Genomic DNA, 19223 nt, shown 5'->3' with positions numbered 1-19223 from the left:
ATGACAACCAAGCACCCGGCGGCCACCGATACCCGGCCCGGCGCGGTCCAGGTCAGCGTGCATGACAAGGCGACCGGCGCGGTCGTCGTCAACGCCGCCATCGCCCTGTACCGCGGCACTGGCGACTGCGCCAGGTTCGAGCCCGACAACTGGGACGGCGGCCTGGAACCGCCGCTCGAAGTGCGCATCACCGATGCGCGCGGCTACGCCACCTTTTCCGACCTGCCGCCGGCGGCCTACGTCGCCGTGTACGACCATTTCCCCGTCATGGCGCCCCAATGCGCGCAGGTGCATGCGGGCTGCGCTGCCTTGCTGTGTTTCGACCTGGAAGTTGATCCTGAGGTGACCTTAAGCTTCGAGACGCCCGATTGCCAGCCCAGCGATTGCCACATTGCGCGCGTGAGCGACCGCGTCACGGCGCAGGTAAGCTTCTTTGGCGACGCCAGCGGCGATGTGCGCTCCCATATCGACGTGGTGCCGGTCGCGCCGTGGACCCGTGTTCGCGGCGAGGACTACCAGTTCACCTGTACCGTGCGCAGGCCCGGCGTGCAGCGCTTCGAGGCCCAGATGCTGTTGGGCCGGCGCGCCACGGCCATGCTGGCCGGCGTGGCCGGGCCGGGCGCGTCGGGCGCGGGTGGCCCGCCGGCGATGATCGCGCTGACCACAGAATTTGAAGCCGAGGAGCGCACGCCGCAGCTCATCGCCGGCAATGTGGGCGTGTCGCTGTCGCGCACGGAGACCGAGCCGACCGAGGACCTGCCGCTGTGGACCCTGATCCGCAACAGCACCGAAGCCATGAGCTTCACCAATTACCTGCATTTCATCGACAGCCTGTTCTGCGCCGAACCATCGAACAGCAACGCCTTCGGCCCGGCCGGTTTCGAGGGCGAGCGCTTCTTGAAGAAGGCCGACCGCTTCCACCATTTGCGCCACCGGCGCGCGCTGCCGTTCACGGACGCGGAGTCGTACCGCGTGCTGAAGGCGGCCACGGAAGCGTTCGTGATGGTCAATTGCGGGGTGCTGAGCAAGCCGCTGGCCTTCAATCCCGACGAGGACAACGCTTACCTGGACCGGCGCGATATCCCGCCTGGCAAGGACCTGGAGACGGTGCTGCTGAACGACTACCTGGAGAAGGTGGACGGCACGGCGACCTTGCCCTACCTGGCCATCATCCGCCGCAAGCTGCCCGACATTCCGATCCAGCTGGCCCAAGGGCGTGAGCACGACGCCGACCTGTGCTTCGGCATCCTGCAGGACAAGCTGGCCAATCCCTGCCTGCTGGAGCTGATCTGGTCCTACTGGCACGAGGAGGGCATGCTGGTGCAAACCATGAACGCCATCACCCAGCGCTTCCAGAACGTGCGGGGCCCCGGTGTGAACGACCCCTTGGCCAATACCGAGATCGACATGCTGCGTCCCTTGAACAACCTGATCTGGGGTTACACGCAGGACGAACAGCACCGGCTGACGGTGGTGCGCCGTAATTACGAGTACGACCACCACTACGGCGTGCGGCTGGACGGCAAGGCCGTGCAGCACATCCGCGCGGCCGACACCCGCTCCAAGTTCCTGGAAGCGTTCCACCACCTGCTGCGCCTGTGCACCCAGTTCTACAAGCAGGACGACGACACCACCGTCAAAGCCGACGCCTTCCCCGTGCTGAATGCGCTCAAGGAGGTGCACCTGATCCTGTCGCAGGGGGCGCACAACCAGTTCGGCGACCTGCCGTCCACGGCGCGCATCGAGATGCTGATGCAGCAATGGCTGCTGGCCCGGCCCGAGTTCCGCGAATTCCTGCCCACGCGCCTGATGGTGGCCTATCCGGAGCCGTGGATGGACCGGGTGGATGCGATGAAGAAGCTGCAGGGCTGGACCGACACCAGCGTGGTGCACTTCCGCAGCCTGGCCATGTTCGGGGAACAGGTGCTGCTGTCGGTGCGATACGGCGCCTGGGCCGACATCTACGAGCCGACACCAGCCTTCAACTGGGCCCGTTTCTGGCGGCCGCAGGTCCAGGGTTATATCCACGCCTACCGGGCCGCCACAGGTGTGGACCTGTCGGTGGAGAAGGTGGACGCGCAGGCCGAGGCGACCATTCCGTCAGTGCTGCTGCGCCAGCGGCTGGCCGAGCAAATTCGCGGTACGGCCTGACGCGGCATGGCTGACTTTTGCAGTGCCTTGTATCTGGGCCTGCGCCATCCGTCGGCGGCGCTCGGCGGATGGCCAGCCTTGACGCTGGGACGTCCGGCGGCGTTGGAGGAAGCGCCCGGTGCGCGGCAGGTGGCGACGGCGCTGGCGCGCCTGATGGGCAGTGAGGCGGCGCTGCTCTTGCCGTCCACGCTGCACCTGTTCTGGGACGTGTTCGGCGCGCTGGCGGACCAGCCGCTGTCGTTGCTGGTGGACGGCGGCGCCTATCCGATCGCGCGTTGGGGCGCGCAGCGGGCCGTGTTGCAGGGGGCGTCGATACAGGAGTTTCCGCGTGGTGCGGTGCAGGTGGCAGGCCGGCTTGCGCGGCGGGCCGCGCAGGCGGGACGGCGCCCGCTGATTCTGGCCGACGGCTATTGTCCTGGCGCCGAGACCGCGCCACCGCTGGCTGCGTATGCGCGTATTGCGGCGGACTGCGATGGCTATCTGGTGCTGGACGATACGCAGGTACTGGGTGTGAAGGGCAAGAGCGGCGGCGGATCGCTGCGCCAGCCCGGCGTGGGCGGACAGCGTGTGCTGGTGGGGGCGTCGCTGGCGAAGGGTTTTGGCGCACCGCTGGCGGTGTTGGCCGGCAGCGCCGCGTTGGTGGGCTGGCTGGCCAGCCGCAGCGACGTGCGGCGCCATTGCAGTCCGCCATCCGTGGCCGTGATCGCGGCGGCGGGGCGGGCGCTGGCCATCAACCGGACCTGCGGCGACCGCCTGCGCGCCCGGCTGTGGCGCAACGTGGCGCGCTTTCGGGCGGGAGCGGCATTGCGCGGCATGGCATGCAAAGGCGGCGTATTTCCGGTCCAGACCTTGCCGTTGCCGCCTTGGGCCGCGCCCGTGCGGATGCAGGCGGCATTGGCCGAACAGGGCGTCCATGCGGTCGCCCAATGGACAGGCCGGTGCGGCGCGCTCACTTTCCTGCTGCGCGCCGACCACCGGCCGGAGCAAATCGCGCGGGCGCTGGATGCGCTTGTGACCTTGTTGGAGAATGCATATGAACCAGAGATTTGACACATTGCCGTTCCCTGCACAGGGCGGTGCGGCGCAGCGGGAAGGGACGTTCGAACTGGAGCAGGAGCGCGGCGGCCGAGGCTATCGGGGGGGCGTGTTCCGCGCCGGCGGGGCGGGTGGCAAGGGCGGATGGCGGCAACGGCCGCCGCACGGGCACCATCCGGGCCATCGCGGCCATCCGTGGCCGCACCATCGGTCTTACTATCCGGTCTATTACGGCACCGGCTTGTGGCCATATGACGATGGGCCGGTGCTGCATCCGCCCTATTGCGATTGCTCGCGGTGCGGAAACGGGGCGCCATTCGACGTGCTACCATTCGGCGCCACGGCGAGCCGCCCTGGTTTGCCGTTCAGCGAGGACCGGGAGCAGGAGCTGGCGATGGAGCTGCTGTCCGTGTCCAGCGAGGCGGAAATGGAGCAGTTCCTGGGCAATGTCTTCAGCAGCGTGTGGAATGGCGTGAAGAAGGTCGCCTCGCCGTTGGGTGGTGTGCTCAAGGCCGTCGCCAAGCGCGCCTTGCCCTATGTCGGCGGCGCGTTGGGATCGTTGATTCCCATCCCGGGCGTCGGTACGGCGCTGGGTCGGGCGGTGGGGACGGTGGTCAGCCAGGCGCTGGAAATGGAGTACGCAGGGCTGGCGCAGCAACAGCAGGAATTCGAGGCGGCGCGGCGCTTTGTGCGGCTGGCCGGCACGGCGGCGCAATTGGCGGGGCAGGGCGATGGCAGCCCGGCCGCCGTGCGCACCGCCGTACTGGTGGCCGCCCGCCGCCATGTGCCCGCGTTGACGCGCCGACCCGGCACCGGCATCGCCAGCGCGGTCCGGCCGGGCGGGCCTTCGGTGATGCCGTCCGGTGCGACTGGCCGCTGGCGCCGGCGCGGCAACCGGATCGTGCTGAGCGGCGATTACTGAAGCTCGTCATCGCTGCGCGCGGGATTCGTTGTGATCATCGACTGCCATTGCCACGCCGGCCCCGGTGACGGCTTGACCGGCCCCTGGGATGCGAACGCGGGCCTGGAACGCTACCTGCGCCGGGCCGCGCGGGCGGGCATCGCGCGCAGCGTGCTGTTCCCGGCGTTCCATTCGGATTATGCGCGGGCCAACCGCGCCGTGGCGCGCATCGTGGCGGCCGCGCCGCAGCGGCTGCTCGGCTTCGCCTTCGTCCACGCCACCCGCGACCGCGGGCGTATCCGCGCCATGTTGCGCGAGGCGGTGGAACAGTTGGGCTTCGTGGGCATCAAGCTGCATCGCCACGATGCCCGCATCAATGGTGAAGTGTGCGACGCGGCCCGCGCCTTCCGCCTGCCGGTGCTGTATGACCCAGTGGGCGAGGTGGCCATCGCCGAACTGCTGGCCCAGGATTACCCGGACGTTGATTTCATCCTGCCGCACTTGGGCAGCTTCGCCGACGACTGGAGCGCGCAACTGGCGATGATCGACCACCTGGTCCGGCATCCCAACATCTACACGGATACAGCAGGTATCCGCAGGTTCGACCTGTTGCAGGAAGCCGTGCGGCGGGCCGGCGCGCACAAGGTGCTGTTCGGCTCCGACGGCCCATGGCTGCATCCGGGGCTGGAACTGCACAAGGTGCGCCTGCTTGGTTTGCCCGAGGAGGAGGAAGGCCTGATCCTGGGCGGTAACCTGCGGCGTTTGTGCCGGCTCGCTTGACGGCCCGCAGACACGTCACTAGACAAGCGCCCGATCCCGGGAGGCTGGCTGCGGCGCCTGTGCCCTCACTTGCCAGTGCGCACCTGGGTGGCGAATTGCCAGCCTGTCTTGGGTTCATAGCGGTGGTCCATCAGCGGGCCGCGCCTTGCGGCGAATCTGCAGCGCGCGGTCCGTCACTCCCAGCCGCTGGGCCGCGCGCTGGTTGCTTCCGCCTTCCTGCTCCAGTACGATGCGGATCGCCGTGTCGGCGCTGGCCTGGGTGATGCGGGCCAGGCTCATGCCCTGATCAAGCGCGTGGCGGATCGCGCCCGCGAACGCGGCATCGGGCCACGGGGCGGCCATGCTGGCCGGTGCGCGTTCCTCGGGCGGCACCGCGCCCAACGTGATGGGACCGCAACCGCAATGACGATGCCACAGCCTGGCCACGGTCTGGCGCAGTTCGCGCACATTGCCGGGATAGTCGCGCGTGAGCAGGTAATCGCGCACGGCCGGATCGAGTTCGCAACCGGGGTGGGGCGCGGCGTGCGCGGCCAGGAAATGGGCCGCCAGCGGCAGGATGTCGTCGCGCCGCTCGCGCAAGGGCGGCGTGCGGCAACGCCAGCCGGCGATCCGGTACAGCAGGTCGGCGCGGAACCGGCCTTGCGCCACCTCCGTCTCCAGTTCGCGGTTGGTGGCGCAAATGAGGCGGAAACGGCTCGGCTGCCAGCTATTGCCGCCCACGCGTTTGTATTTGTGTTCCTGCACCACGCGCAGCAACTGCGCTTGCAGCGGCAATGGCAGTTCGCCTATCTCGTCCAGGAACAGGACGCCCTGGTCGGCCTGCGCGAACGCGCCATCGCGCGCACCCACGGCGCCCGTGTACGCGCCCCGTTCGTGGCCGAACAATTCGCTGCCGGCCAGTTCCGGCGACAGCGTGGTGCAATCGAGGACGGTCAGTTCGCCGCCGCAGCCGCTGAGCTGGTGGATGGCCTGGGCGATCAGGTCCTTGCCGGTCCCCGTCTCGCCCGTGATCAGCACGGATGATGCGCTGAATGCCGCCACTTCCACCACGTCCTCAATCAGGGCGCGCCAGATGGCGCTGCGGCCCACCAGCGTCTGGCGCACGGCGTCTGAACCGGCCAGCTGCGCCACCGCCAGCCTGCGTTGCACGCGGGCCAGCAGGGGCGCCGGATCGGCGTCTGCATCCGGCCACCACAACACATCGGCTGCGCCGGCGGCCAGCACCGTCCACGACGCAGCAGGTGACGGCGCCTTCGCGCAGCACAGCAGGGCGAAGACACAGTCGTCCTCGCCCTGTGCCGCCAGCGCCGCCAACTGCGCCGGGTTGGCCTCGTCCATCAGCACCATGCGGCAGACGGGACCGGCCTTATCGGATTCACGTAGGGCGATACCTGCACGCGCCAGGCGTTGCCCCAGCCGCGCCGCCTGCCCGGACAGGGCGGGCGTGGCGGCATGCAGCCAGATGGCGGGCGGTATTGGATTCATGTCTATGCCGCAGGCGGAAGGTGGGCCGGGATTGGACCAGCAGCGTGCCAGTCCTGCATGGACCGGCGCGCGGGACCGTGCTGCACTATAGATTGGCAGCCGGGACGCACGTTTGAGGTGGACCAATCGTGCGCGGCGGCTCTGGAGGAACAAACCGGGGCACAAAAAAATCGGGACGGCGCCCAACTTCACAAAGTGAATATTGGGGGCCGTCCCGATGTTGGCTGTGCTTGGCTTATTGCTTGACGCAGTCCACGAAGTAACCGCGTTTGCCGTCCACTTCGCGCTTGACCAGGCCGTGCACGTCCGTCTCGAAGCCGGGGAAGCGCTCGTTGAAATCGCGCGCGAAGCGCAGGTAGTCGACGATGGTCTTGTTGAAGCGCTCGCCCGGAATCAGCAGCGGGATGCCCGGCGGGTAAGGCGTCAGCAGGATGGACGTGATGCGGCCTTCCAGTTCGTCGATCGCCACGCGCTCGATCTCGCGGTGCGCCATCTTGGCGAAGGCATCCGATGGCTTCATGGCCGGGATCATGTCCGACAAGTACATCTCCGTCGTCAGGCGCGCCACGTCGTAGGCCTTGTAGAAGTTGTGGATCTGCTGGCACAGGTCGCGCAGGCCCATCTTCTCGTAAACCGGGTTGGCGGCCGCGAACTCGGGCAGGATGCGCCACATCGGCTGGTTCTTGTCGTAGTCGTCCTTGAACTGCTGCAGCGCCGTCAGCAGCGTGTTCCAGCGGCCCTTGGTGATGCCGATGGTGAACATGATGAAGAACGAGTACAGGCCGCACTTCTCGATGATCACGCCATGTTCGGCCAGGTACTTGGTGACGATAGAGGCGGGGATGCCCGTCTCGGCGAACGTGCCGTCCAGCGCCAGGCCGGGGTTGACGATGGTGGCCTTGATCGGGTCGAGCATGTTGAAGCCCGGCGCCAGTTTGCCGAAGCCGTGCCAGTTGTCGTCGGCGCGGATGATCCAGTCGTCGCGCGAGCCGATGCCGTCCTCCGCGAAGTGGTCGGGGCCCCAGACCTTGAACCACCAGTCCTTGCCCCATTCCTCGTCGATCTTCTTCATGGCGCGGCGGAAGTCCAGCGCCTCGATGATCGATTCCTCCACCAGCGCGGTGCCGCCCGGCGCTTCCATCATGGCCGCGGCCACGTCGCACGAGGCGATGATGGAGTACTGCGGCGAGGTCGAGGTGTGCATCAGGTAGGCCTCGTTGAAGGCGTCCTGGTCCAGCTTGACGGACTCCGATTCGCGCACCAGCACCTGCGAGGCCTGCGACAGGCCGGCCAGCAGCTTGTGGGTGGACTGGGTCGAGAAGATCATCGACTCCTTGGCGCGCGGGCGGTCCTTGCCGATCGCGTGCATGTTCTTGTAGAAGTCGTGGAAGGTGGCGTGCGGCAGCCATGCTTCGTCGAAGTGCAGCGTGTCGATCTTACCGTCCAACATTTCGCGCAGCGTTTCCACGTTGTAGATCACGCCGTCGTAGGTGGACTGGGTGATGGTGAGGATGCGCGGCTTCTTGTTGGCCGCCTCGCGCGCGAACGGATTCGCTTCGATCTTGCGGGCGATGCTCTCGGGCGTGAATTCTTCCAGCGGGATGGGACCGATGATGCCGAGGTGGTTACGGGTGGGCATCAGGAACACGGGAATGGCGCCGCACATGATGATCGAGTGCAGGATGGACTTGTGGCAGTTGCGGTCCACCACCACGATGTCGCCGGGGGCGACGGTCGAGTGCCACACCATCTTGTTCGAGGTCGAGGTGCCGTTGGTGACGAAGTAGCAATGGTCGGCGTTGAAGATGCGCGCCGCGTTGCGTTCGGAGGCGGCCACGGGGCCCGTGTGGTCCAGCAGCTGGCCCAGTTCCTCCACGGCGTTGCAGACGTCCGCGCGCAGCATATTCTCGCCGAAGAACTGGTGGAACATCTGGCCGATCGGCGACTTCAGGAACGCCACGCCGCCCGAGTGGCCGGGGCAGTGCCACGAGTAGGAACCGTCGTTGGCGTAATGCACCAGGGCGCGGAAGAACGGTGGCGACAGGCCGTCCAGGTAGGACTTGGCTTCGCGGATAATGTGGCGTGCCACGAATTCCGGCGTGTCCTCGAACATGTGGATGAAGCCGTGCAGCTCGCGCAGGATGTCGTTGGGGATGTGGCGCGAGGTGCGCGTTTCGCCGTACAGGTAGATGGGGATGTCGGCGTTCTTGTAGCGGATTTCCTCGACGAAGGCGCGCAGCGATTTGAGCGCGTGGTCGGTTTCTTCCACCGAGCCGCCGCCGAATTCCTCGTCGTCGATCGACAGCACGAAGGCCGAGGCGCGCGATTGCTGCTGCGCGAACTGCGACAGGTCGCCGTAGCTGGTCACGCCCAGCACTTCCATGCCTTCTTTTTCCATCGCGGCGGCCAGGGCGCGAATGCCCAGGCCGGACGTGTTCTCGGAACGGAAATCCTCGTCAATGATGACGATGGGGAAACGAAATTTCATACTGTCTCCAGAAAAGAAGACCGCCCCTGACTGTTGTACAGGGGCGGGCTGGGCGCCCGTGACGGTGTTTCGGGGCGCATAAAAAAATTAAGAACGGGATTCTCGCAGAAATGGGGGCGCCGTGGTGAAAAAATTAGCGCATTTTCCGCGATCGCGCCGTCCGCTTCAGTGGCCGGCGGCGCCGCCGCCCAGCTTGAGCAGCAGGGCGCCCAGCGGGTCCACGTGCAGCCACGCGAACGCGCCCAGCGCGATGCCGACACCGGCCACGCCATACGCGGCCGCCTGCAGCCATTTCTTCCTTGTCAACAAAGTGATGGCCGCCAGCGAAATGGCGATCTGCTCGGCCGTGGTGGCCAGCGCCCACTGGTGGTGGGCGTGCATGGCCTCATCGGACTTGTGGTTCCATTCCTTGGACGACTCCTCCCACTTCTCCGCTTCCTTCTTGATGTCTTCCTTTTCCGCCTTGTAGCGCGCCACTTCCGACTTGTAGCGTTCCACGTCCACGCCGGGCAGGGTGATGGCCAGTTCGGCCAGGTTCTGCTTGTTGGACTTGGCCTGGTAGTAGTTCCAGCTATTGGCGGCCTGGGTCTTGTCGATGGCGGCGTTGTTCTTGAACAGGGCCGCGTCGTTCTGGGTGGCGCCGCCCTGGTAGCCAAACATGGCGCCCACGGTGGCCAGGATAGCCGTCATGACAGCGATGTTGTTGGAAAAATCATCACCGCCGTGGGCGGCGTGTTCCACCGCGTGGTCGTGCGGGCCGTGTACGTGAAATCCGTGACCTGACATGGTTGGTTGTTTCCTCTAAAAAGATGGATCTGGATGGGACGTTATGGGGCGGCCCGGCGGCGCAGCGTGACGAAGGCATATTCCAGGCCGGTGGCCGATACGTGCGCCTCGCGCGCCGTCTCGACCCACGCATCTTCGGCGATGGCGGGGAAGAACGCGTCGCAGGCGAAGGTCTGGTTGATGCAGGTCAGGTCAAGTTGATCGGCCAGTGCCAGCGCCTGTCCGTAGATCTCGGCGCCGCCTATGATGTAGGCGGGCACATCTTGCACCAATGCAATGGCGGCCTCCAGCGAGGCGGCCGTTTCGACGCCGTCGTGGCGCCAGTCGGCGTTGCGGGTGATGACGATGTTGCGCCGGCCCGGCAGCGGGCGGCCGATGGATTCGAAGGTCTTGCGTCCCATCAGGATGGGATGGCCCGTCGTCAGGCGCTTGAAATGGGCCAGGTCTTCCGGCAGGCGCCAGGGCAGGGTATTGGCAATGCCGATGCCGCGCTGGGCGTCCATGGCGACGATGATGTTCAGTTGGCTCATGTGATGGTGCGGGAAAGGTCTATGCGGCGGCGTGCCCACATTATCGTTGAATTCGGCGTGCGCCGGGGTGCGTCACACTCACTTGCAACATGATATTTAGATCAATTGTTCCATAGTGAAAATGTGTGAGTTTCAATTGTGATTTTTTGCGTATTGTACGAGGGAATTGTTAGCGAGTTCCAGTTGGAAATTTAACAACCATGAAAAATGGCAAGTAACCAAGAACAATACCAAGGGAGTAGACATGTTCGCACATCTTAAGATCAGGACGCTGGTCATCGGCGCGCTGGCCGTGCTGCTGGCGTTGATGCTGGCCAATGGCCTGATGGGCATCTACGGCGCCGGCCATTCCGTGGGCCTGGTCCAGCAGGTGACGCTGCGCGACCAGCAAAACAGCACCGAGCTGAACGCCATGCGGCTGGACATGGAGTTGAGCCGCAGCCAGATCCTGCAAGCCTTGCAGCACAATCCGGAACTGGCCTGGGCCAAGCTGCACGACCATCCGCTAACCGTGCACTTCGACCTGATCGCCACGTACACGGCGCGCACGGCCAAGCGCTGGGACGCCTATCAGGCCAGTATCGCCTCACCCGAGGAAAAGCGCCTCGCGCAACAGTGGTACGCCGACAGCGCGGGCCTGGGCATTGAGGCCATCAACGCGGCGGGCGCCGCCATCAAGGGCAACCAGTGGGACGAGGCCGAATCCATCCTGATCAAGAAAATCAATCCGTCCTACCGCAAGGGCGACGAGGCGCTGAAGGCCCTGACCGAATTCGCCGTCTCCAAGGCCAAGGCCAACGATGCGGCCGTGGGGTCCAGCCTGGCCTCCACCACCTGGACCATGGTGGCCGTGCTGGCCATTGGCTTGCTGGTGGGCGCGGTGGTGGGCTGGTCGCTGCTGCGCGCCATTTCCACGCCGCTGGAACAGGCCATGACGATCGCCACCCGGGTGGCCGGCGGCGATCTCACGGGACGCATCGAATCGCGCAGCGACAATGAGATCGGTGCGCTGCTGACGGCGCTGGACCGGATGAAGGGCAACCTGGCCAGCATCGTGCATGAAGTACGGGGCAGCACGGACACCATCGCCAGCGCCTCGGGCCAGATCGCGGCCGGCAATCTGGACTTGTCGGCCCGCACCGGCGAGCAAGCCGGTTCGCTGGACCGCACCGCGCACGCCATGGAGCAGCTGACGGGCACCGTGCGCCAGAACGCGGATAACGCGCGCCAGGCCAACCAGCTGGCGCAGTCGGCCTCGGCCGTGGCCGTCAAGGGTGGCGCCGTGGTGAGCGAAGTGGTGCAGACCATGGGCTCGATCAACGATTCCTCGCGCAAGATCGTCGACATCATCGGTGTGATCGACGGCATCGCGTTCCAGACCAATATCCTGGCCCTGAACGCGGCCGTGGAAGCGGCGAGGGCGGGCGAACAGGGACGCGGCTTTGCCGTGGTGGCGTCCGAGGTGCGCAACCTGGCCCAGCGCAGCGCCGGCGCGGCCAAGGAAATCAAGGAGCTGATTGGCGACTCGGTCGAAAAGGTAGGCACCGGCGCGCGGCTGGTGGACGAGGCCGGAGCCACGATGCAGGAAGTGGTCACCAGCATCCAGCGCGTGGCCGACATCATGGGCGAAATCACCCAGGCCAGCCAGGAGCAGACGGCGGGGCTGGACCAGATCAACGCCGACATGGGCCAGATGGACGCCATCACCCAACAGAACGTGGCGCTGGTGGAGCAAGCGTCGGCAGCCGCCAGTTCGCTGCAGGAGCAGGCCGGATCGCTGGCCCAGGTGGTGAGCGTGTTCAAGCTGGAAGGGATGGCCCCGGCCCGGCCCGCCGCGCCACGGCCCGCGCCGGTGGCACGGTCCGCGCCCGTGAAGGCACTCAAGCCGGCGGCGACGCGATTGGCCAAGGCCGCCCCGGTGGCGGGGCCTGCCCGCACCAAGGCGGTGGTCAACAGTGCGTCCGGCAATGACGACTGGGAGGAGTTCTGACGCGCGGCCTTGCATCCATTCGCCATCCATCCGTCAGCCGCACCGTTGACTATCCTTAGCGTCGCAGTGCGGCCATCATCATCGTTCATGGCGCTAAACTGGGACATTATGTCTCAACGCACGGGAATCGCTTTGCAGTAGTATGTCTCGTAATGTGCAACATGGAAATTTCAAAATGATGGATTGGGTTCCTGTAGTCTTAGTTGTGTTCAAGCTTCTCGTGCTCGGCACGGGGATGTTCTACGCCATCAAGTGGCATTACGATCAGGGCAAGAAGGACAAGGACAAGAAGAAGGAGATGCGCGCGGTGCTGCGCGCTGGCGGCAAGGCGGCCGTCGTCTTCGGGGTAACGCTGGTGGGCCTGGGTTTCGTTACTTTCTTCTTTGGTAACATGCTCGGTCTGGACTTGACCTTCCCGTGATGGCAACCATGCGCACCCTCGGCTGAGTCCGGGGGAACTCCGGCCCGCAGGCCCGGCCCAAGCTGCGCCCGACGACGGGCGTTGCCTACTGGCTGCAATCGATCAGCCGCCGCACACCATGATCTGGCACAGGACCGCCAAACGCGGTCCGTCCTATGCTGGGTATTTCCCTTGGTGTGCCGGCCATGTTATTCAACTCGCAACCATTCCTGCTGCTATTCCTGCCGGTGGTTCTGGCCGGGTTTTTCCTGCTGGGGCGCCGCTCGCCGGTCGCGGCCGCATGGTGGCTGGCCGCAGCCTCGCTGTTCTTCTACGGCTACTGGAATCCGCGCTTCCTGCCCTTGCTGCTGACCTCGGTGGTGCTGAACTACCGGCTGGGCGCCTTGTTGCGCAGCAGGCCGAGCCGGCGCTGGCTGGCGGTGGGCGTGGCCGCCAACCTGCTGGCCCTAGGCTGGTTCAAATACGCGGGCTTCCTCGCCGCCTCCGCGCACTTGCCGGTGCCGGATATCGTGCTGCCGGTCGGCATATCATTCTTCACCTTCACCCAGATCGCCTTCCTGGTCGATACCTGCGAGGGCAAGGCCAGCGAGGGCCGGTTCGCGCATTACCTGCTGTTCGTGACCTACTTTCCCCACTTGGTGGCCGGCCCCGTGCTGCACCACAAGGAGATGATGCCGCAGTTCGCGAACCGGGCCATCTACCGTCCGCGTGCGCTCGATTTCGCCGTTGGCGTCACCATTTTCGTCGCCGGGCTTGCGAAGAAGGTGCTGATCGCCGATAACCTCGCGCCCTATGCGAACGCGGTATTCAATCACGGCGGCAACCCGTCGCTGCTGCTCGCCTGGGGTGGCGTGCTGGCCTACGCCTTCCAGCTTTACTTCGACTTTTCCGGCTATTCCGACATGGCGATCGGCCTGTCCCGCCTGTTCGGCGTGCGCTTGCCGCTCAATTTCGCGTCACCGTACAAGGCGGCCACGATCAGCGAGTTCTGGCGCTGCTGGCACATGACTCTGTCGCGCTTCCTGCGCGATTATTTGTACATGCCGCTGGGCGGCAACCGTCATGGCAAGGCGCGCCGCTACGTGAACCTGATGGTCACCATGCTGCTGGGCGGCCTGTGGCACGGCGCCGGCTGGAACTTCGTCATCTGGGGCGGCCTGCATGGGATCTACCTGGCCATCCACCATGCCTGGAGCGCCTTGCGTCTGCCGCTGGGACGCCGTGCCGCGATGACGATCACCTTCGTCGCCGTGTGCTATGCGTGGGTGTTCTTCCGCGCCGCCGACCTGCATGGGGCGCTGGCCTACGTGGCGGGCATGAGTGGCGCCAATGGCATAGCTTTGCCGGACGCCTTCGCCAGCCGGCTGGGCGGCCTGCTGCCGCGCGTGGAACGGTGGGGCATCACATTCTACGGTGGTGGCGGCAGCCAGTTCATCGACACCTGGAGCGCGGTCGCCGCCGCCGCCGCCATCGTGTTCCTGTGTCCGAACACGCAGCAGATCATGGCGCGCTTCGCACCCGCGCTCGATAGCGGCGCCAGTGGTGCCAGTGGTGCTAGCGGTGCCAGCGGCGCGCATCGCCCTTCGCGTCTCGCGTGGGCGCCCACGCGCGCGTGGGGCGTGGTGATCGGGGTGATCGCCTTGCTGGATCTTCTTTCGCTCAACCGCCCCAGCGATTTCCTTTACTTCCAGTTCTGATCCTGATGCGCACCCGGTCCCGTTCCTTCCTGCGCACGCTGCTGCTCACCCTGGCGACGGGCAGTGCCGCTTGCGTGGGGCTGGTGTACTTGGTCGACCCCTACGGCCTGTATGGCGCCGTCAACCGCGCCGGGATCAATGCAATCAAGCCCGCGCTCACGCGCTATCAGGAGGAGATCAAGGCCACCAACGCGCTGCGTTCAGGCGCCGCTAATTTCATCTTCGGCAATTCGCGGGCCGAGATCGGGTTTGATCCGGACACGCTGGGCAATGCCTACAACCTGGCCATCGCCGGTTCCGTCATGGACTCCGTGATCAGCCAGATCGCGACGCTGCGCGCCCATGGCGTCAAGCCGGCCAGCGCCATCGTGGGCATGGAATTTCTCAATTATGCCGAGGCGCCGCGTCCAGTCCCCTTGCTGCCGCCGTCTGCCGCGCCCGACCATCCGGTGGACCGCGCATTCTGGCGTTTCGATACGCTGTATTCGTTCACCTCGCTCAAGGACAGCCTGCGCACGCTGCGCATCCAGCAGGATGCCTATGCGGAGACCATGAGTCCGCGCGGCTTCAACCCGTTGCGCGAATACCTGGCTTATGCGCGCCTCGATGGCTACCACCTGATCTTCCAGCGCCGCGCCGAGGAGAACGCGGCCACCTACCTGCGCAAGGCACGTGCCGGGTTCAATGCCAGTCAGGCCAGGCAGGATACCCGCCGCATACTCGACCTGCTGGCCGCGTCCGGCAGCGACATCAAGCTGGTGATCTACCCCTACCACGCCCAGGTGCTGCTGCTGTTCGAGGAAACCGGGCTGTGGCCATGGTTCGAGGCGTGGAAGGCGATCCTGGCGCAAGAAGTCGCGACAGCGCGGGCGCGCCATCCCGGCATCCGCATCCTGCTGGCCGACTTCAGCGGCTTTGGTCCGCGCCAGTGCGAAGCAGTGCCGGCCGAGGGCTCGTCCGCGACCACGCATTGGTACTGGGAGGGCGGGCACTTCAAGAAGGCGCTGGGCGATGAGCTGCTGCGCGCACTGGCCACGGGCAAGGGCTACGACGGCCTGGGCATGGTGCTCGACGCGGGCACGCTGGAGGCGAATCGCGCGCGCATCGCGCGCGAGCGCGCGGCCTGCCTGCTGGCCCAGCCCGGCCTGCTCAGGGAGGTGCGCGCCATCGTCGCCAGCCAACGCCGCAACGTCACACCGGCATAAGCTGCTCGCCCGCTGGCTGAGGTTGGCGGATGGTTCGCCATGGCGCCGCCGTGCCTCCAGCACTGACTTGCATTTTTCTCGTCTTTGCGTAGGAAGTCTCCTACGCGACCTGCCTAGCCACGGTCGTGGCAAGCCATCCGGGCCGATTTTTCATAGGGCAGAGCTGGCATACCTGGCCGGTGCAGCGCACGGAATTTACTGATAGAAATATTTCCTGCACGAATTGAAACAATGCCGCACGATTAATCCTGTCATTTTTGCCATGCTAAGATCAAAAGGCAGTATGTGATCAATCAACGGGGCCTGTGGTCCCGCTCAACATGGAGGTAATATGACTAAACTTAAATCGGCGCTCGCCGTCATCGCGCTGGCTGGCGCGGCACTGGCGGGTGGCACCGCCGCCGCAGCCGATATCAGCCAGCCAGCCCAAACGCTCACCCTGGGCGCCGGTGCCAACTTCTTTGGCCACGTGTTCGACTTGGGCAATGGCGGCAACACCTTCAGCGATCGTTACAATTTCACCACCAGCGGCGCAGGCAATCTGGTGGCGCATGTGTCGGCCATCAGCCCGGCCCAAACGGACGGCATCAAGATTACCGGCTTCTCCCTGTTCAATTCCGGCGGCCTGTCGCTGGGCGGCACCCAAGTGCTCGATGGCAAGGTGGACCTGTGGACGCTGGTGAGCAGCCATCTGGTGCCAGACAGCTACTACCTGCTGGTGACGGGCCAGGTCCTGTCCGGCGCACCGACCAGCTACAGCGGCACCGTGATCACCTCGGCCGTGCCTGAGCCTGCCACCTACGGCATGCTGGCTGCAGGCGCTATCCTGATCGCCTACCGCAGCCGTCGCCGCAACGACGCGGCCTAAGCATCATTGTTTGACCGGACGGAGGCTGCGGCCTCCGTTTTTGCGCCGGTAGTGGCGCAGGCTATACAATCTGGACTTGCCGCGCTTGGCCGGCCAGCCTGGATCCCCGCTATTTCATGACGTTAGACCAATTACGGATTTTTATCGCCGTCGCCGAGCGCGAACACCTGACGCAGGCGGCCAATGCGCTGGCGCTCACGCCTTCGGCCGTCAGCGCCGCCATCCGGGCGCTGGAAGACCGCTACGGCACGCCCTTGTTCAACCGCGTTGGGCGGCGCATCGAATTGAGTGAAGCGGGCCGCATCTTCCTGGCCGAGGCGCAGGCCACGCTGGCCATGGCCCGCAACGCCGAACTGACCCTGGCGGAGCTGGGCGGCCTGAAACGGGGCGCGCTGCGTATCCACGCCAGCCAGACCATCGCAAGCTACTGGTTGCCCGCGCTGCTGGTGCGGTTCCGCCAGCATTATCCGCAGATCGAACTCACGCTCACCATCGGCAACACGCAGAGCGTGGCGCGGGCCGTGGTCGAGGGCGAGGCCGACCTGGGCTTCGTGGAAGGCGAAATCGATGAAGCGGAATTGTCGGTGCAGGTGGTGGCCGAGGATCGCATCGCGGTGCTGGTGGCGCCCGGCCACCGGTGGGATGGCCAAGCCGCCGTGACGGGCGAAGAATTGCTGACGGAGCGCTGGGTGTTGCGCGAGCACGGCTCCGGCACGCGCTCCGCGTTCGAAGGCATGCTGGGCGCGCTCGGCATGGATGGCGAACGGCTGGACGTGGCGTTGACGCTGCCGTCCAACGAGGCCGTGTGCGCCGCCGCCATGTTTGGCGGCTTCGCCACCGTCGTATCCGAACGGGTGGCGGCCGCCTATTTGCAGGCCGGCCTGCTGCGCAAGGTCGATTTCGCGCTGCCGGCCCGCGCATTCCGCCTGTTGCGGCACCAGGCGCGCTACCGCAACAAGGCGTCGCTGGCGCTGGAGGCGCTGATCGCTTGATTGCCTGACCGGCAGGCCCGCTGTCAGGCGATGTGCAGCAACTGGATCAGGGTGGCGCTGAACACGCCGAGCACCACCAGCGACAGCATGACCACGGCGGTGACCCGGCCACCTGCGCGCAGCACGGCGCGCGCATCCACACCCAGGCCCAGCGCCGCCATCGACATCACCGTCAGGTAGCCGGCGCCTTCATGGGCGACATCGAGCGCCGGTTGCGGCAGCACGGCGGCGGAGCGCAAGCCCATCATGATGAGGAAGCCGACGATAAACCACGGCACCATCTGCGACAAGGGCGGGCGCTTGCCTGCGTCGTCGCGGCCCAGCAGCGACAGGGCCAGCACCACGGGACCCAGCATCAGCACCCGCACCAGCTTGACCAGCGTGCCGATGTGGACACTGGTCTGCGACACGCTGGCGGTGGCCGCCAGCACCTGCGGCACGGCGTACACAGTCATGCCCGCGAACACGCCGTACTGCACGTCCGACAATTGCAGCAGCGGCACCAGCAAGGGCAGGGCCAGCACCACCACCACGCCCAGCACGGCGGTGAAGGCGATCGACGCCGCCACGTCCTTGCCGTCGGCGTTGATGACGGGCGCCACGGCCGCGATGGCCGAATTGCCGCAGATGGAATTACCGCAGGCGATCAGCAGCGCCATCTTGCCGGGCAGGCCGCTGGCGCGGCCGATACCGTAGCTGCCCGTGATGGTGACGGCCACCACGACGGCGATCCCGACGATCATCGACATGCCATGTTCCAGGATGGCGCCGGCGCTGACGGAGGCGCCCAGCAGCACCACGGCCATTTCCAGCAGCGTCTTGGCGCTGAATTTGACGCCAGCCTGGTAGCGGGGCGCCAGGCCGCGCACGGTGCAGAGGACGGTGCCCAGTACGATGGCCAGCACCAGGCTTTCGAGCCAGGCGCGTCCGAACAGGCGTACTTCCAGCAGTTCCAGGCCGTGGGCGGCGACCGTGACGGCCCCGCACAGGAGCAAACCCGGCAGGACGACTTGCGCGTTTTTTATTACTTTTTTCATCACGGCTGTGCTCCGTTATTACATTATTTATGTAATGGATTATCGGGGCCGTGTATTGTTGTGTCTATTTGTAAGTTATTGATGAATCATTCGATAAAATCGAACGGTACAAATATAAGCTTATACGAATCCGGTTATTACTTGAATGCATTTAGTTGAGGCGATGAAATTCGCGCAGGGCCGTGGCGAGGGCGCGCGGGGCTTCCAGGGGAATCATGTGGCCACAGTCGCGCAGCGTGAGCAGCGTGCTGTTCGGGCAGCGCGCGTGCATGGCGCGCAGGTCGGCCGGATCGACCTTGCGGTCGTCCTCGGAACCGACCAGCAGCACCGGGCACCGGAGCTCGGGCAGCCGGTCCAGCAAATCAGTCCTTGCGGTCGATGCCGCGAATTGCGCCAGCAGCAGTTCCTTGCCCAGTTCCAGCGCCATGCGCTTGATGACATCGACCACTTCCGGTCTGCCCATATTGTCCGGATGGACGAATTCGCGCAGCTGGGAGGGCGCCATGCCGCCGTAAGCGTGGCTGGCCAATACCTTCATGGTGCGTTGGCGGCGCGCGATTTCGTCCGCCTCCAGTCCTTTGGCCGAGGCGGCGATCAACACCAGCGAGCGGACGCGTTCGGGATGGGCCAGCGCATGTTCCAGCGCCAGGTAGCCGCCGAGGGAAAACGCCACCAGATGCGCAGCCGGGGCGCTATGCGCGTCGATGATGCGGCGCATGCCGTCGCGGTCGTGCGCTTCCTGCAGCGGCACGAAGCGGCAGTCGGCTACGTCGGCCAGCAACGGCGTCAGACCCGACCACATGCGCGCATCGCACATGGTGCCGGGGATGAAGTCCAGCCGGATCACGCTCGGTTAA

Annotated in this window: 16 protein-coding genes; 10 read left to right on the top strand and 6 right to left on the bottom strand. The window is 65.7% G+C overall.

Annotated elements, in window-relative coordinates; translation table 11 throughout:
* From H3H37_RS15700 to H3H37_RS15685, 4 genes are all read left to right on the top strand, one after another.
* Positions 1-2151 carry a hypothetical protein gene (locus tag H3H37_RS15700; protein WP_182164138.1) on the top strand — a complete coding sequence of 717 codons (2151 nt, stop codon included), beginning with the start codon at positions 1-3 and terminating at the stop codon, positions 2149-2151.
* 27 nt (positions 2152-2178) lie between these two features.
* Positions 2179-3201 carry a PLP-dependent aminotransferase family protein gene (locus H3H37_RS15695; RefSeq protein ID WP_182164136.1) on the top strand — a complete coding sequence of 341 codons (1023 nt, stop codon included), beginning with the start codon at positions 2179-2181 and terminating at the stop codon, positions 3199-3201.
* A gap of 307 nt (positions 3202-3508) precedes the next feature.
* On the top strand, positions 3509-4108 hold the full coding sequence (locus H3H37_RS15690) for a hypothetical protein (RefSeq protein ID WP_182164134.1): 600 nt from the start codon (positions 3509-3511) through the stop codon (positions 4106-4108).
* Positions 4109-4138: 30 nt separating this feature from the next.
* Positions 4139-4867, top strand: a complete 729-nt coding sequence (locus H3H37_RS15685) for an amidohydrolase family protein (RefSeq protein WP_182164132.1) — start codon at positions 4139-4141, stop codon at positions 4865-4867.
* A gap of 114 nt (positions 4868-4981) precedes the next feature.
* Here the strand turns inward: H3H37_RS15685 and H3H37_RS15680 are convergent, their stop codons facing one another.
* The 4 genes from H3H37_RS15680 to H3H37_RS15665 form a co-directional block, all read right to left on the bottom strand.
* On the bottom strand, positions 4982-6352 hold the full coding sequence (locus tag H3H37_RS15680) for a sigma 54-interacting transcriptional regulator (RefSeq protein ID WP_182164130.1): 1371 nt from the start codon (positions 6350-6352) through the stop codon (positions 4982-4984).
* Between the two features lie 235 nt (positions 6353-6587).
* Entirely contained in the window at positions 6588-8840 is a 2253-nt protein-coding gene (locus H3H37_RS15675) for an arginine/lysine/ornithine decarboxylase (RefSeq protein ID WP_182164128.1), read from the bottom strand.
* A 165-nt stretch (positions 8841-9005) separates the two neighbouring features.
* Positions 9006-9626 carry a DUF4337 domain-containing protein gene (locus tag H3H37_RS15670; RefSeq protein ID WP_182164126.1) on the bottom strand — a complete coding sequence of 207 codons (621 nt, stop codon included), beginning with the start codon at positions 9624-9626 and terminating at the stop codon, positions 9006-9008.
* Positions 9627-9667: 41 nt separating this feature from the next.
* Positions 9668-10156: a dihydrofolate reductase gene (locus H3H37_RS15665; protein ID WP_182164124.1), complete on the bottom strand. Its 489-nt coding sequence runs from the start codon at positions 10154-10156 to the stop codon at positions 9668-9670.
* Between the two features lie 244 nt (positions 10157-10400).
* Between H3H37_RS15665 and H3H37_RS15660 the strand changes: the two genes are divergently transcribed.
* The 6 genes from H3H37_RS15660 (at position 10401) to H3H37_RS15635 (ending at position 17329) form a co-directional block, all read left to right on the top strand.
* Positions 10401-12146: a methyl-accepting chemotaxis protein gene (locus H3H37_RS15660; protein ID WP_182164122.1), complete on the top strand. Its 1746-nt coding sequence runs from the start codon at positions 10401-10403 to the stop codon at positions 12144-12146.
* Positions 12147-12321: 175 nt separating this feature from the next.
* Positions 12322-12567 carry a hypothetical protein gene (locus H3H37_RS15655; protein ID WP_182164120.1) on the top strand — a complete coding sequence of 82 codons (246 nt, stop codon included), beginning with the start codon at positions 12322-12324 and terminating at the stop codon, positions 12565-12567.
* A gap of 185 nt (positions 12568-12752) precedes the next feature.
* Complete coding sequence (locus tag H3H37_RS15650) at positions 12753-14264, top strand: MBOAT family O-acyltransferase (protein ID WP_182164119.1); 1512 nt, start codon at positions 12753-12755, stop codon at positions 14262-14264.
* Between the two features lie 5 nt (positions 14265-14269).
* On the top strand, positions 14270-15469 hold the full coding sequence (locus H3H37_RS15645; RefSeq protein ID WP_182164117.1) for a hypothetical protein: 1200 nt from the start codon (positions 14270-14272) through the stop codon (positions 15467-15469).
* 331 nt (positions 15470-15800) lie between these two features.
* Positions 15801-16337 (top strand): FxDxF family PEP-CTERM protein, encoded by a 537-nt coding sequence (locus H3H37_RS15640; RefSeq protein WP_182164115.1) that lies wholly within the window; start codon positions 15801-15803, stop codon positions 16335-16337.
* A gap of 116 nt (positions 16338-16453) precedes the next feature.
* On the top strand, positions 16454-17329 hold the full coding sequence (locus H3H37_RS15635) for a LysR family transcriptional regulator (RefSeq protein WP_182164113.1): 876 nt from the start codon (positions 16454-16456) through the stop codon (positions 17327-17329).
* A 23-nt stretch (positions 17330-17352) separates the two neighbouring features.
* Here H3H37_RS15635 and H3H37_RS15630 read toward each other — a convergent pair whose 3' ends face one another.
* Together H3H37_RS15630 and H3H37_RS15625 are read right to left on the bottom strand one after the other, a co-directional pair.
* Positions 17353-18366, bottom strand: a complete 1014-nt coding sequence (locus H3H37_RS15630) for a YeiH family protein (protein WP_182164111.1) — start codon at positions 18364-18366, stop codon at positions 17353-17355.
* A gap of 151 nt (positions 18367-18517) precedes the next feature.
* Positions 18518-19213, bottom strand: coding sequence for an alpha/beta fold hydrolase (locus H3H37_RS15625; protein ID WP_311197513.1), 696 nt, complete (start codon positions 19211-19213; stop codon positions 18518-18520).
* Positions 19214-19223: the final 10 nt, after the last annotated feature.

It is taken from the genome of Rugamonas brunnea (assembly GCF_014042345.1).
In the GTDB taxonomy this organism is placed as follows: domain Bacteria; phylum Pseudomonadota; class Gammaproteobacteria; order Burkholderiales; family Burkholderiaceae_D; genus Rugamonas; species Rugamonas brunnea.
Note: the sequence above shows the minus strand (reverse complement) of the source record. Positions and strands in the feature narration are given on the sequence as shown.

Coding starts and splice junctions, on each gene's coding strand:
- H3H37_RS15700 (WP_182164138.1), top strand. CDS start 1: ATGACAACCAAGCACCCGGCGGCCACCGATACCCGGCCCGGCGCGGTC.
- H3H37_RS15680 (WP_182164130.1), bottom strand. CDS start 6,352: ATGAATCCAATACCGCCCGCCATCTGGCTGCATGCCGCCACGCCCGCC.
- H3H37_RS15675 (WP_182164128.1), bottom strand. CDS start 8,840: ATGAAATTTCGTTTCCCCATCGTCATCATTGACGAGGATTTCCGTTCC.
- H3H37_RS15670 (WP_182164126.1), bottom strand. CDS start 9,626: ATGTCAGGTCACGGATTTCACGTACACGGCCCGCACGACCACGCGGTG.
- H3H37_RS15665 (WP_182164124.1), bottom strand. CDS start 10,156: ATGAGCCAACTGAACATCATCGTCGCCATGGACGCCCAGCGCGGCATC.
- H3H37_RS15660 (WP_182164122.1), top strand. CDS start 10,401: ATGTTCGCACATCTTAAGATCAGGACGCTGGTCATCGGCGCGCTGGCC.
- H3H37_RS15655 (WP_182164120.1), top strand. CDS start 12,322: ATGATGGATTGGGTTCCTGTAGTCTTAGTTGTGTTCAAGCTTCTCGTG.
- H3H37_RS15650 (WP_182164119.1), top strand. CDS start 12,753: ATGTTATTCAACTCGCAACCATTCCTGCTGCTATTCCTGCCGGTGGTT.
- H3H37_RS15645 (WP_182164117.1), top strand. CDS start 14,270: ATGCGCACCCGGTCCCGTTCCTTCCTGCGCACGCTGCTGCTCACCCTG.
- H3H37_RS15640 (WP_182164115.1), top strand. CDS start 15,801: ATGACTAAACTTAAATCGGCGCTCGCCGTCATCGCGCTGGCTGGCGCG.
- H3H37_RS15635 (WP_182164113.1), top strand. CDS start 16,454: ATGACGTTAGACCAATTACGGATTTTTATCGCCGTCGCCGAGCGCGAA.
- H3H37_RS15630 (WP_182164111.1), bottom strand. CDS start 18,366: ATGAAAAAAGTAATAAAAAACGCGCAAGTCGTCCTGCCGGGTTTGCTC.